This window comes from Amycolatopsis sp. VS8301801F10, assembly GCF_046195355.1.
Lineage (GTDB): Bacteria > Actinomycetota > Actinomycetes > Mycobacteriales > Pseudonocardiaceae > Amycolatopsis.
On the sequence record NZ_CP176065.1, the window covers coordinates 2264502 to 2277983 of the forward strand.

The window sequence follows — 13482 nt, forward strand, 5'->3', positions numbered from 1 at the left end:
ATGACGCTGCTGTTGACCCTGGACGACGGCTCTCTCCACCGGAAGCTCGCGGACGCCGTCGAGGTGGCGCGGGAGGCCGTGCTGGCGGAAGCCCCCGCCGACCAGGTCGGCGAGCACGTCGGAGTGGAACGCGAGGACGCGGTCTCCGCGAGCCACCTTTTCGAAGCCTCGGTGCCCGGCTACCGCGGCTGGCGCTGGTCGGTCACCGTCGCGGTGGCCGGGCCGGACGAGCCGGTCACGGTGAGCGAGCTCGTGCTGCAGCCGGGCCCGGAGGCGCTGGTCGCGCCCGCCTGGGTGCCGTGGGAGCAGCGGGTGCGGGCGGGCGACCTCGGGGTCGGCGACCTGTTCCCGGCGGACAAGGACGACCCGCGCCTTTCGCCCGCGTACCTGCAGTCGGACGACCCGGCGGTCGAGGAGACCGCTCTCGAGGTCGGCCTCGGCCGGGTGCACGTGCTTTCGCGCTACGGCAGGCTGGACGCGGCCGCCCGCTGGCACAGCGGCGAATTCGGCCCGCGCTCGGACATGGCCCGCAGCGCGCCCGCGACCTGCGGGACCTGCGGGTTCTTCGTGCCGCTCGCCGGGTCGCTGCGCGGCTCCTTCGGCGCCTGCACGAACGACATCGCGCCCGCGGACGGGCACGTCGTGGACGTGGCGTACGGCTGCGGCGCGCATTCGGAGGTGCGGGTCGAGGTGACTTCCTCGGTTCCGGTCGCGGAACTGGTTTACGACGATTCGCTGATCGACTTCACCCCAGCTCCGGAGCCGGCTCCGGAGCCGAGCGCGGTCGCGGACCCGGCGGTGGTGGAAGAGGCGGCGGCCGCGGCTGCCGAAGAGACCGCTGAGGTCGCGGCGGTGGAGCCGGAGGCGGCCGTGGAGGTGGCGGTCGAGGAGGCTGCGGAAGCGGCTTCGGAGGGTGCTTCGGATGTCGCTGCGGATTCAGCCGAGCCGGTTGCCGAGGAACCGGTCGAGGAGGCTGCCGAAGCCGCTTCGGAGGACGTCGCTGCGGATTCGGTCGAGCCGGTTGCCGAGGAACCGGTCGAGGCTTCGGCGGCGGGTACGGCGGCGGACGTGGTCGTCGAGGCGGTCGCAGCCGAGGAAGGCTCCGCGCCGGAGCAGGGCGACTCCGACGGGAGCGATGTCCTCCGGTGAACGAAGTCGCTGGGGGAGCGGCTGATCCTTTCGGGACAGTCCGGCTGCGGGAAGCGGTGCTGAGCGCCTGGCGCGATTCGCCCACCCGCTTCACCGAGGACACCAACTCCGAACGCGACCTGCGCGTGGGCGCTTATCGCGACCGGTTGTTCGTCGAACTGGCGCAGAACGCCGCCGACGCCGCGCAGCTCGCGGGCGAACCGGGGCGGATCCGAGTGTCCGTTGTGGACGGTGAACTGCGGTTCGCCAATACCGGCGTGCCACTGGACGCCCGGGGAGTCGAATCGCTCGCGTCGCTGCGGGCGTCGGCCAAACAAGGAACCGTCGGCCGGTTCGGGGTCGGGTTCGCGGCCGTGCTGACCGTCACCGACGAGCCGCGCGTGGTCTCCACCTCGGGCGGGGTCGCGTTCTCCGCGCAGCGCACGCGGGAGGAATCCGGCCGGGACGGCGACGTTCCGGTGCTGCGGCTGCCGTTCCCCGTCGCGGAACAGCCGGCCGAGGGGTTCGCCACCGAAGTGCGGTTGCCACTCCGGGAATCCGGACAGGGGCTGCTCGACGGCCTGGCGAACGAGATCGAAGACCTCCTGCTGGCCCTGCCGTGGCTCGCCGAAGCCGAAGTGGACGGTCGCACGTGGACGCGAAGCGGCGAGGAGATCGTCGAGATCACTTCGCCGACCGGGCGACGGCGGTGGCTGAAGCACGGAGTCTGGGCGGTCCCGGTCGACGCCGACGGAGTGCCGCAGCCGCTCGAGGACGATCTGCTGCACGCGCCGACGCCGACCGACGAAGGGCTTTCGCTCCCGGCTCGGTTGATCGCCGAGGTGCCGCTGGAACCGTCTCGCCGCCGAGTGCTTCCTGGCGCGGAACTCGCTCGCGCGCTGGAAAAGGCGGCGAGCGAATACGTCGAGCTGGTCCGTGCGGTAAAAGCCGAGCACCGGCCGATCTTGGTCCCCGCCGCGGGTTTTCCGCAGTCCACTGTGGACGCACAGCTGAAAGACCTCGTGTACACCGCGCTCGCGCAGGAGCCCTGGCTGGCCACAGTGGACGGTCGGGAAGTCTCCGGGCAGCAGGCGCGGGTGCTCGACATCGACGGGCTGGCTCCGCTGCTTGCCGACGTCATTCCCGGTCTGGTGCAGGCGAATCCGCGGTTGCTGAAGCCGGTGTCCGCGAACATCCTCAGCATCGGGGACGTCCTCGAAGTCCTGACCGGCATCGACCGCGAACCCGGCTGGTGGCAAAAGCTGTACGCGGAGCTGGCGGTCGCGGTCGAGAGCCATGCCATCAGCGCGAATCAGCTGGACGGCCTGCCGGTTCCGTTGTCGGACGGGCGGACGTTGCCGGGCGTCAAGGGCGCGCTGCTGGTCGACGGCAGCGGCGAACTCCGCGAACTTCTGTCCGATGTGGATGTTCCGGGGCTTCGGCTGGTACACCCGGGTGCGGCGCATCAGTTGCTGGAACTGCTGGGGGCCAAGCACGCGGACGCGCGCCAGCTGCTCGAAGCGGAGCAACTGCGATACGCGGTGGAGCACAGCGTCGCCGACGTTCAGTCCGGTTTGGACGGAATGAACCTCGCCGGCGCGGTGCTGCGGCTGGTCGCGGACTGCGGCGACCAGGCTCCGGAGTGGATCGGCGCGCTGGCGCTGCCCGCGGAGGACGGCTGGCGGCGCGCGGACGAGCTGGTGCTGCCGACGTCGCCGTTGCTGGACGTGCTCGACCCCGAGGTGTTCGAGCCCGGCGGCGCGCTTTCCGTGCTGGACGAGGAATTCGCGGAGGACTGGCCGACCGAAACCCTCGTCGCGGCGAAGGTGCTCGATTCGTTCGCGGTCGTGCTGGACGAGGAACCGCACGAACCCGACCATCAGCTTCCGGACGAAGAGCAGTGGTGGGATTCGTTCGAGCAGCCGCCGACGACCGTCGTGTCCATCCGGGACCTCGACCTCGTCGCGGACGACGCCTGGCCGGACGCGCTCCGGCTGATCGCGTCCCGCCCGGAAACCTGGCAGGCACTGCACAGCCCGGACGGGCACGCGGGCTGGTGGCTCGCGCGGTACGCCCTGCTGGCCGGCGAAGCGCCCGGCTCCTGGCGGCTCGCTTCGGCGACCGCGCTGGCCGGGCTGTACGACCCGGTGCCGGATCTCGACCTGAGCGACGATCTGCTCCGCGCGGTGGGAGTCCGCACCGGACTGGATCTGGAGACCGCGGAAGACGTCACCGACCTGCTCGAACGACTCGGCGATCCAGACCGCACGCCGACGCCGGGCCTGGTGGCTCGCGCCCACGCGGCGCTGGTGGCCGCGCCGATCGACATCTCCGACGTCGACGCCCCCGCTCGCGTCCGCGCGGCGGACGGAAGCGTCGTCGAGGACGCCGTGGTGCTGGACGTGCCGTGGGTCGCGGCGGCACTCGATCCGGCGAAGCTCCTCGTCGCGCCCGCCGAACCCGAGCGGCTGGCGGAACTCCTCGACGTACCGGTCGCGAGCAGCCTGAAAGCCGAGGTCGAGAGCACCGGCGAGTACGTCGCGTGGGCCGGCCTGCCCGCCGTCGCGCTCGCCGCGGACCAGCTCGGCATCGCATTGCCGGACGGTGGCGTGCTGCTGCACGACTCGCTCACCGTGTCGGTCGAGGGCGAGACGGCCGACGTGCCGTGGTGGTTAGACGACCGGTTGCACGCGGCGGACACGTCCGAGGGGCTGGCGCGCGCCTTCGCGTGGGCGAGCGACCGCTGGGCGGAGCGTTACCGGATCACCGCGCTGCTGGAAGACCCCGCGCCGCGCACGCTGCTGAACTGACGTTGTGAGTGCTGGTCCCGGTTAGAACCGTGAGCAGCACTCACGAGCCCTAAAGCCGCTGCGCCGACTTGGACCCGCGCCGAGCCGCCGCACGCTGCCAGAAAATAATCCCGAACCCGATAAACCCGAGCACCACCCCGGCCACACACGTCCACACCCACACACCCCCGCTCGTGAAGAAGAGCACCACGAGCGCGACAAGCCAGAGCGCAGTACCTACGATCACCACCGGCGTCAGGTCGGTGAGCCGCTTCGGCAGGTCCGGCGTGTGCCGCAAAGCAGCCGGAGCGTCCGGAGCACTGGTCGGTTCGTCCACGGTGCTGAGCTTACCCGGGACGGAACAGCGAGACAGGCGGGGAAATGGCGGAGCAGCGCGAACGGGCCGGGTCCACACTGGACCGCTTCTTCCGGATCAGCGAACGCGGGTCGAGCACCGGGCGGGAGATCCGCGGCGGCGTGGTCACGTTCGTGACGATGGCCTACATCGTGGTCCTCAACCCGCTGATCATCGGCAGTTTCGCGGCCGACACCCCGTCCGCGCACAAGGACGTGCTCGGCCACATCCTTCCGGTGCCGCAGGTCGCCGCGGTGACCGCGCTGGTCGCCGGCGTGCTGACGATCCTGATGGGGCTGGTCGCGAACTACCCGTTCGGCATCGCCACCGGGCTCGGCATCAACAGCCTGCTCGCGGTCACCATCGCGCCGCAGATGAGCTGGCCGGAGGCGATGGGCCTGGTGGTCATCGAGGGCGTGATCATCGTCCTGCTCGTGCTCACCGGCTTCCGCACCGCGGTGTTCCGCGCCGTGCCGCCCGCGCTCAAATCCGCGATAGCGGTCGGCATCGGGCTCTTCATCTGCCTGATCGGCCTGGTCGACGCCGGGTTCGTGCGCCGGCTTCCGGACGACGCGCACACCACGGTGCCGGTCGGGCTCGGCATCGGCGGTTCGATCGCCTCGTGGCCGACCGCGGTGTTCGTCGTCGGGCTGCTGCTCACCGCGGTGCTCGTGGCCAAGAAGGTCAAGGGCGCGATCCTGATCGGCGTGCTCGGCTCGACCGTGCTGGCCATCGTGGTCGAGGCGATCGTGAAGGCCGGGCCGTCGAACGGCACCGACCCGAAGGGCTGGAACCTCGGCTACCCGGCGCTGCCGCAGAAGGTCGTCGGCCTGCCGGACCTGTCGCTGGTCGGCGACGTCTCGTTCGGCGCGTGGACCCGGCTGCCGATCATCACCGTGGTGCTGCTCGTCTTCACCCTCGTGCTCGCGGACTTCTTCGACGCCATGGGCACCATGACCGGCCTCGGCAAGGAAGCGGGCCTGGTCGGCAAGGACGGCCAGCTGCCGAACGTCGGCAAGGCGCTGTTCGTCGAGGGGCTCGCGGGCGCGGCCGGCGGGTTCGGCTCGGCCAGCTCGAACACCGTGTTCGTGGAATCCGCTTCCGGGATCGCGGAGGGCGCGCGGACCGGGCTGGCGAACGTCGTGACCGGCCTGCTGTTCCTCGCCGCGATGTTCCTGACCCCGCTGTACCAGGTCGTGCCGGTCGAGGCGGCCGCTCCGGCGCTGGTGGTGGTCGGCGCGCTGATGATGGCGCAGGTCCGCGACATCGACTTCACCGATTTCAGGATCGCCCTGCCCGCGTTCCTGACCATCGTGGTCATGCCGTTCACCTACTCGATCGCCAACGGCATCGGCGCCGGATTCGTCAGCTACGTCGTGATCCAGGCGGTCACCGGCAAGGCCCGGAAGGTGCACCCGCTGATGTGGGTGATCGCGGTGGCGTTCGTCGCCTACTTCGCCGTCGGACCGATCCAGGCCGCACTCGCCTGACCGGCGTAAACACCCGGCCCAGGTCGTGAGGTATGCTAACTATATGTCCGGCGACCCGCACGAGCGATCACTGGCGAGCCGCTTGCGTCTCGCGGTGGTGCGGCTCAACCGCAGGCTCCGGGCACAGCGGGTGGCCGACGACGTGTCGCTCACGCAGATCGCGGCGCTGTCCACCCTGCACAAGTGCGGTCCGCTGACCCCCGGTCAGCTCGCCGCGAAGGAAGGCGTCCAGCCGCCCTCGATGACGAGGGTCATCGCCGCGCTCGAGGAGATGGGATTCGTCGAGCGCAGGCCGCACCCGACCGACGGCCGCCAGGCCATCGTCGAGCTGTCCGACGACGGGCTCGCGTTCGTGCGCAAGGCCATTTCGGTGCGGGAGGCGTGGCTGGACCGGCAACTGGCCGAACTCGGCGAGGAAGAGCTCGAAGTGCTCTCCCGGGCCGCGGAGATCATCGACAGGATGGCGGGGAACTAGCACAGGTGACCACCACGGGTAGCGAAACAGGATGTCCGGCCCAATCCGCTGCTACCCGGGACACGGCGCCGCCGCCGTCCGGTTCCGCTCCGCCCGGCCCCTCGTCCACCGCCAGGAAATCGTCTTCCGAGGCGGAAACCCAGGAAACCAAGACCCGGCGCACGATGTTCTCGTCGCTGCGCGTGCGGAACTACCGGCTGTTCTTCAGCGGCCAGGTCATCTCGAACATCGGCACCTGGATGCAGCGCATCGCCCAGGACTGGCTGGTGTTCACGCTGTCCGGCAACGACCCGGTGGCGCTCGGCGTCGCGGTCGCGCTGCAGTTCATCCCGACGCTGCTGCTGTCGCTGTGGGCGGGCGTGCTCGCCGACCGCGTCGACAAGCGCCGGCTGCTGATGCTGATCCAGTCGGTGAACTGCCTGCAGGCCGTGCTGCTCGGCGTGCTCGACCTGACTGGCGTTGCCCAGCTGTGGCACGTCTACCTGCTGTGCGTGATGCTCGGGACGACCTCGGCGATCGAGGTGCCGACGCGGCAGTCGTTCGTCGCGGAGATGGTCGGCCGCGACCAGGTGGCGAACGCGGTCGCGCTGAACTCGTCGATCTTCAACATGGCCCGCATCGTCGGACCGGCCATCGCCGGGTTCGCGATCACCTGGGTCGGCACCGGCTGGCTGTTCATCGCGAACGCGGCGAGCACGCTCGCGGTGATCGCCGGGGTCGCGATGATGAACCCGGCCAAGCTGTTCCGCGGTCCGGCGATCCCGCGCGCGAAGGGCCAGCTGATGGAGGGCCTGCGTTACGTGCGCGGGCGGCCGGACCTGGTGACCGTCATGGTGCTGATGTTCTTCGTCAGCACGTTCGGCATCACCTACTTCACGTCGCTGCCGATCGTCGCCGCGAACGTCTTCCACACCCAGGCGGACGGCTATGGCCTGCTCTCGACGCTCGTCGCGGTGGGCACCTTCACCGGCGCGCTGGCGTCCGCGCGGCGCGGGGCGAAGAGCCGTCCCCGGGTGCGGCTGATGCTGGCGTCGGCGGCGCTGCTCGGGGTGTTCGAGTTGATCACCGCGTTCATGCCGACGTACCTGGCCTTCGGGATCGGGCTGATCCCGCTCGGGTTCGCCACGATCACCTTCCTGAACACGGCGAACGCGCTGGTGCAGACGTCGGTGTCGCCGGAGATGCGCGGCCGCGTGATGGGCATCTACGTGCTGGTGCTGATCGGCGGCAACCCGATCGGCGGGCCGATGACCGGCTGGATGGCCGACGCGTTCGGCGGCCGGTCGCCGTTCTACATCGGCGGCGCGGTTTCGGCGATCGCGGCGGTGGTGTGCGCGGTGGTGCTGATCCGGCGCGGCGGCGTCCGGATGCCCAAACGGCTCGGCAACGGCCTGCGGATCCTGTCTCGGGAACGGGTCTGACCTGCGGAAATGGCTGGCCGAGGGCGGGCGGGCAGCCGAAAGTTGTCACTCGGGCGGGTGAGGTCGAGGTCTCCGCGGGGACGGTCTTGCCGTCGCTGGTGAGGTTAGGCTAACCTCATACATGTCCGCTTCGTGGTGGGAGCGGCAGTCAGTTCGGGAACGGACAGAGCCCCGCAACCTGGGAACCCCGGGAGGCGGGGCTCTGTTCATGGTCGGGGCTCTTCGCCGCGAGGGCAAGGCCGTTCCCGACGTCAGGACGGATGCGCACTCGGTTTCGAGGCTTCCAGCGGATGTTCGCCGGGACGCATCGGAAGCCGACGCAGGCGCAGGCCGAAGTAGACGCGATACGCCATCCGCACGGCTTCGTCGTTCGGCAGCAGCACCTCGTGCCGCACGCCGTCCACCGTCTCGATCAGCCGGTCGCCGGACAGCGTCACGCGGCCTTGGGCGGTCGGGCGGGAGCAGGTCAGGCTCTGCGTGAAATGCGACTGCGGCGAAGTGGCCTGCCACCACGCCATCGGGCCGAAGTCCGACAGCTGCCGTGGGCGGCGCTCCAAGCGGTACTCGGGCTTGCCGTCGCGCAGGACGTCCACGTCGCCGTACGGAGCGTCCAAGAGCAGGAACTCGCCCTCGGGGTCGCTCTGCGGCTCGACCGCGGACAGAGCCAGCGGCTGGCGGCTGAACTTGCCGAAGCCGACGTCCACCAGGTACTGCTCGTCCTCGAGCTGGACAAGGATGGCGGCGTGGTCCAGCGGCGGACCGGGCACGCCGGCGTCGTCGAAGACGCGGGCGGCGTGCAGCGTCGCGGCGAAGCCCAGCTCTCGCAGCAGCGCGACGAAAAGACCGTTCAGCTCGTAGCAGAAACCGCCGCGCCGACGGCGCACGAGCTTGTCGAAAAGCGCTTCTTCGGTGAGTTCGATGGGTTCCCCGAGGTGCACGCTCAGGTTCTCGAACGGGACGTGCATCAGGTGCCGCTCCTGCAGCAAGCGCAGCGCGGCCAGGTCGGCCGCCGGAGGCACCGGCAGGTCCAGGCGAGCGAGGTAGGCGTCGACGTCCATGGGTTCCACTCTCACACCTCCAGTGCACTCCAGGTCAAGCGAAATAAGGGGCCCGGCCGCGGTCGGCCGGGCCCCGGGGCTCAGCTGAGCAGGAGGCCGTTGCCGCCGGCGACGGCGTTGTCGAAGCGCTTGCTGATCTCGGCCCAGTTGAAGACGTTCCAGAGGGCGTTGACGTAGTCCGGCTTCACGTTCTTGTAGTCGAGGTAGAACGCGTGCTCCCAGACGTCGACCAGCAGGATCGGCACGGTCGGCAGGATCAGGTTGTTGTGGTGGTCGCGCAGCTGCTGGGTGATCAGCGTCTTGCCGATCGGGTCCCACGACAGCGCGCCCCACCCGTTGCCCTGAATCGTGGTGGACACCGCGGTGAACTGGGCCTTGAACTTGTCGAACGAGCCGAACGCCTCGTCGATCGCCGCGGCCAGCTCGCCGGTCGGCTTGTCCCCGCCCTCCGGCGAGAGGATCTTCCACCACACGACGTGGTTGGCGTGCCCGGCCAGGTTGAACGCCAGCGTCGTCTCCAGCCCCACGATCGAGCCGAAGTCGCCCGCCTCCCGCGCGGCGGCGAGCTTGTCCAGCGTGTCGTTCGCGCCCTTCACGTAGGTCGCGTGGTGCTTGCTGTGGTGCAGCTCGTTGATCTCACCCGAAATGTACGGCGCGAGAGCACCGTAGTCGTAATCGAGTTCGGGCAGCTCGTACCGGGCCATGGGCCCTCCTTCTGATCGACGCGCGGTTTTTCTAGGCGGCTTCCCTCGCGGGAACCTTCTGAAACCGAGCGTCGTACTTCAAGCTAGGTGGAGGTCAACCGGCTGTGACCCGGCTCATGCCGCCGCGTCGCGGTACCGGTCGAGGTCGAGCGCCAGTTCGTCGAATACCGCCACGTTGTGCTCGAAGGCGACCACGGATTCGTCGATGACCCGGGCGCGGTCTTCCTCCCTCCACGGCGCCTCGTCCAGCTTCGCGCGGTAGCGGTCGCGGAACGCGGGGGCGCTGCCGATCTGGTCGAAGCGGTAGAAGAGCGTGCCCGCCTCGGCGAGGTCGAACTTCTTCTCCAGCAGCCGCCGGATGATCTGGCCGCCGGCGATGTCGCCGAGGTAGCGCGTGTAGTGGTGCGCCACGAACCCGCCGGACCAACGCGCCGCCTCGGCGATCCGCGCGGTGTAGGCCGCGGTGGCGGCGAGCGGGGCGATCTCGGCGCGCCAGCCGGGCCCGACCAGCCGGACGAGGTCGCGTTCCAGCGCGGGCAGCCGGCGCAGCTCCTCGAACACGAACTGGCCGCCGACCGGGTCACCGGCCATCGCGTCGCCGGCGCGTTCGATGGCTTCGTAGATGAAGTAGTACTGGGCGGCCAGCGCCGCGTAGCCCTCCAGCGTCAGCTCGCCGCCGAGCAGCGCGTTCATGTACGTCGAGTGGTTGGCCTTGTCGTGCACCGCCCTCGTGGACGCGCGCAGCCGTCCGGAGAACGGGCTGGCTTCGAGGTCCGCGGTCACCGTCATCAAGGGCCTCCCGACGTCTTTATGACAAGCTGTCAGAAAGAACTGTAGGCCAGGATCACGACTTAGGCTAGCCTAAAATCAAGCTTCGTCCCTTGAACCGACCGCCCGCCGGACGAACCGCACGGCGGCTTCGATGGCGTCTTCCAGCTGGTCCGCGGGCACATCGATGACCTGCCGGCTGCCGAGCGCGGCGGTGATCATCGGAACCACCACGGCGAGGTCCTGCGCGGGCCAGCTGCCCGCGTCGACTCCGGCGAGCAGCACCGAGCGCAGCTGTTCGGTGATCGGGTCGGCGTGCGCGCTGATCCGCTGGTACGCCGCGGGCGCGAGCGCGGATTCCAACGCGGTGCCCGGCGGGAGGTGGTGCTCGGCCAGCACGCGCAGCTGCAGCCGAACGAACGTGGCCAGCTGGGCGACCGGGTCCGGTTCGGCGTCCACCGCCTCGCGCAGCCGCTCGACATACCGCGCGGCCTCGTCCTCCACGAACGCGACGAGCAGGCTTTCCTTGTCCGGGAAGTGGTTGTACATCGCGGTGCGGCCGAGCCCGGCCTCCGCGGCGACTCCGGCGAGCGTGATCGCGTCGAACCCGCGTTCGTACAGCTGCGCGCGGACGACCTCGAAGACTCGTGACCGCACTTCGCGGCGGTGCGCTTCGAGCGAACCGCCCAGCACCTTCGGCACGCGCGCCACCCCCTTCCCGTGCGAAACACCTTAGGGGACCGCGCAAAAGAGCTCAGCCGTCGAGCGTCCAGGTGTGCACCGGCTCGCCGGCTTCCGAAAGCTCCAAATACCGCCGCAGCATCCAGTTGAGCGCGGTTTCGCGGTCCGCGCCGCGTTCGTGCGCGCGCAGCACGTAGTCGCGTTGCCAGGCCGCGCCGCTGCGCCGGGCGAGGCATCGGCGTTCGATGATGCCGAGGTAGCGCACGCGGGCTTCGTCGGACACATCCGAACGGCGCAGGCCTTCGTGCGCCAGCGGCAGCAGCACGCGCAGCGCCAGCTCGTCCGGCGGGATCCAGCCGATGCCGGGCCAGTACAGCTGCGCGTCGAAGCCCTTGCGCGCGCCCTCGTACAAATTTTCTTCCGCGGCCTGGAACGACATCTGCGACCACACCGGCCGGTCCTGCTCGGCCAGCGCGCGCTGGGCGCCGTAGAAAAACGCCGCGTTGGCCACCATGTCGGCGACCGTCGGACCGGCGGGCAGCACCCGGTTTTCGATGCGCAGATGCGGCAGGCCGTCGACTACGTCGTACACCGGCCGGTTCCACCGCCAGATCGTTCCGTTGTGCAGCCGCAGTTCGGAAAGCTTCGGCGCCTGCCCGGATTCCAGCGCTTCGATCGGGTCCTCGAGATCGGTCTCCGGCAGCAGACCCGGGAAATAGCGGACGTTTTCCTCGAACAGGTCGAAGATCGACGTGATCCACCGTTCGCCGAACCACACGCGCGGCCGGACGCCCTGGTTTTTCAGCTCCTCCGGCCGGGTGTCGGTGGCCTGCTGGAACAACGGGATCCGGGTTTCGTGCCACAGCGCCTTGCCCAGCAGGAAAGGCGAGTTCGAGGCGAGCGCGATCTGGACGCCTGCCAGGCATTGCGCGGCGTTCCAGTGCGCGGCGAATTCCTCAGGGGCGACCTGCAGATGCAATTGGACCGAAGTGCAGGCGGCCTCCGGGAGAATGGACTCCGCGTAGTGCCGCAGCCGCTCCGGCTGGCCTCCGGGCAATGCCGGGCCGTCCATCGCGAGCGCGATCCGCTCGCCGCGGGCGGCGAAGATCTCGTCGTTCAGCGACGAATACCGCGTTTTGTGGGAAAGCCACTTCTGATCGAAATGCTCCGGTCCCAGCGTCGGCAGAATGCCGATCATGGCCACCGACGAGCCGGTGTGCGCCGCGCTGTCCTGCGCTTTCGCGAGGTAGGAGTGCAGGTCTTCTTCCAGCCGCAGCGCGGAATCCCCGGCGAGCGGGCGCGGCGGCACGTTGAGCTCCAGATTGTGCTGGCCGAGTTCGGTGGTGAACGCGGCGTCGTCGAGCGCCTCCAGCACGACCGAGTTGGTCATCGAGGGGCTCAGCTGCCCGTCCACCAGATTCAGCTCGACCTCGAGCCCGATGTTCTTGCGGGGAAAGGAAAAACTGCCGTCGGTGAGCATCCGCGCCAGGGTGTCCAGGCACCGCTGGACCTTCCGGCGGTACCGTCCGCGATCGAGCCGGCCGGGGTGTGCCGAGAGATCCGTACCCATGGTTCGACGCGCTCCTTGGCTGCTGTCCGCAGTGGTCTGGGCGGCTAGGTCGCCAGGCAGACCACCGTCGCACAGCGCGTCGCCATGGGCTAGCGGCCAAACTGGTGCTCTCCGTCACCGGCGGTTGACCCTGCGGACAACTACGCCATTCGTACCAAAGCGGGCCGCGCGTTCGGACCAATGGGCACGGGTTCGGGCGGGTGCGAGACTGTCCGATGTGGCTCAACTGATCTTCACCGAGGACCGGGCGCATCCGGGGCTCGACGACTTCCGCGACCTGTCCACAGCGGACCGTCGCCCGGACCGCCCCGGCGGGCGCGGGCTGGTGATCGCCGAGGGAACCGTCGTGGTCGGACGGCTGCTCGCGTCGCGTTATCCGGTGCGAGCGCTGCTCGGCGTGGAGAGACGGCTGCGGGAATTGGAAGACGAACTCGCCGGCGTCGACGTGCCCGCGTATGTGACGTCGGCGGAAACCATGGCCGAGGTCGTCGGTTTCCACCTCAATCGCGGCGTGCTCGCGGTCGCGGACCGCCCGGAACCGCCGACGGTTTCCCAAATCGTGGACAGCGCGCAGATTCTGGCGGTGCTCGAAGGTGTCGGCGATCACGAAAATCTCGGCGCGCTGTTCCGCAATGCCGCCGCGCTCGGCGTGGGCGGGGTATTGCTCGGTCCGGGTTGTTCGGATCCGCTTTACCGGCGAAGTGTGCGCGTTTCGATGGGACACGTGCTGCGCGTCCCGTTCGCGACTTTCGACAGCTGGCCCGGCGGCCTGGATGTGCTGCGGGCACGGGGTTTCACGGTGGCCGCGCTCACGCCGCGCACGGATTCCGTACCGCTGCGCGGATTGCGCGAGAAGGTGCCGGGCCCGATCGCGCTGCTGCTCGGCGCCGAGGGGCCGGGACTGACCGACGAGGCGATCGAGGCCGCGGACGTCGCGGTCCGGGTGGAGATGGTGCCCGGCGTCGACTCGCTGAATGTCGCCACCGCGGCGGCGATCGCGTTCCACGAAGTCTCGGCGGGGGCCGCCCCGCTAGAGTGACCCC

General features: G+C 69.7%; 12 protein-coding genes. 6 read left to right on the forward strand and 6 right to left on the reverse strand.

What is annotated here, in order from left to right; translation table 11 throughout:
• Both F9C11_RS10970 and F9C11_RS10975 read left to right on the forward strand, forming a co-directional pair.
• Entirely contained in the window at positions 1–1149 is a 1149-nt protein-coding gene (locus F9C11_RS10970; protein ID WP_409184752.1) for a DUF3027 domain-containing protein, read from the forward strand.
• On the forward strand, positions 1146–3938 hold the full coding sequence (locus F9C11_RS10975; RefSeq protein WP_409184753.1) for a sacsin N-terminal ATP-binding-like domain-containing protein: 2793 nt from the start codon (positions 1146–1148) through the stop codon (positions 3936–3938). The genes F9C11_RS10970 and F9C11_RS10975 overlap by 4 nt, the downstream gene beginning before the upstream one ends.
• A 49-nt stretch (positions 3939–3987) precedes the next feature.
• Here F9C11_RS10975 and F9C11_RS10980 read toward each other — a convergent pair whose 3' ends face one another.
• Positions 3988–4215 carry a DUF2530 domain-containing protein gene (locus tag F9C11_RS10980; protein WP_409186871.1) on the reverse strand — a complete coding sequence of 76 codons (228 nt, stop codon included), beginning with the start codon at positions 4213–4215 and terminating at the stop codon, positions 3988–3990.
• An 83-nt stretch (positions 4216–4298) separates the two neighbouring features.
• On the opposite strand from F9C11_RS10980, the gene F9C11_RS10985 reads away from it, so the two are divergent.
• The 3 genes from F9C11_RS10985 (at position 4299) to F9C11_RS10995 (ending at position 7658) form a co-directional block, all read left to right on the forward strand.
• The gene (locus F9C11_RS10985) at positions 4299–5762 is read left to right on the forward strand and encodes an NCS2 family permease (protein WP_409184754.1); all 1464 of its coding nucleotides are present in this window, start codon (positions 4299–4301) and stop codon (positions 5760–5762) included.
• Between the two features lie 43 nt (positions 5763–5805).
• Complete coding sequence (locus F9C11_RS10990) at positions 5806–6237, forward strand: MarR family winged helix-turn-helix transcriptional regulator (RefSeq protein ID WP_009083883.1); 432 nt, start codon at positions 5806–5808, stop codon at positions 6235–6237.
• A 164-nt stretch (positions 6238–6401) separates the two neighbouring features.
• The gene (locus F9C11_RS10995; RefSeq protein WP_409186872.1) at positions 6402–7658 is read left to right on the forward strand and encodes an MFS transporter; all 1257 of its coding nucleotides are present in this window, start codon (positions 6402–6404) and stop codon (positions 7656–7658) included.
• Between the two features lie 251 nt (positions 7659–7909).
• Here the strand turns inward: F9C11_RS10995 and F9C11_RS11000 are convergent, their stop codons facing one another.
• The 5 genes from F9C11_RS11000 to F9C11_RS11020 form a co-directional block, all read right to left on the reverse strand.
• Positions 7910–8716: an arylamine N-acetyltransferase family protein gene (locus tag F9C11_RS11000; RefSeq protein ID WP_409184755.1), complete on the reverse strand. Its 807-nt coding sequence runs from the start codon at positions 8714–8716 to the stop codon at positions 7910–7912.
• 80 nt (positions 8717–8796) lie between these two features.
• Positions 8797–9420: a superoxide dismutase gene (locus tag F9C11_RS11005; protein WP_409184756.1), complete on the reverse strand. Its 624-nt coding sequence runs from the start codon at positions 9418–9420 to the stop codon at positions 8797–8799.
• Positions 9421–9534: 114 nt separating this feature from the next.
• Positions 9535–10209, reverse strand: coding sequence for a heme oxygenase (biliverdin-producing) (locus F9C11_RS11010; RefSeq protein WP_409184757.1), 675 nt, complete (start codon positions 10207–10209; stop codon positions 9535–9537).
• A gap of 78 nt (positions 10210–10287) precedes the next feature.
• Positions 10288–10890: a TetR/AcrR family transcriptional regulator gene (locus F9C11_RS11015; RefSeq protein WP_409184758.1), complete on the reverse strand. Its 603-nt coding sequence runs from the start codon at positions 10888–10890 to the stop codon at positions 10288–10290.
• Between the two features lie 52 nt (positions 10891–10942).
• Positions 10943–12439: a glutamate-cysteine ligase family protein gene (locus tag F9C11_RS11020; protein WP_409184759.1), complete on the reverse strand. Its 1497-nt coding sequence runs from the start codon at positions 12437–12439 to the stop codon at positions 10943–10945.
• Positions 12440–12656: 217 nt separating this feature from the next.
• Between F9C11_RS11020 and F9C11_RS11025 the strand changes: the two genes are divergently transcribed.
• Positions 12657–13478, forward strand: a complete 822-nt coding sequence (locus F9C11_RS11025) for a TrmH family RNA methyltransferase (RefSeq protein WP_409184760.1) — start codon at positions 12657–12659, stop codon at positions 13476–13478.
• Positions 13479–13482 lie beyond the last annotated feature (4 nt).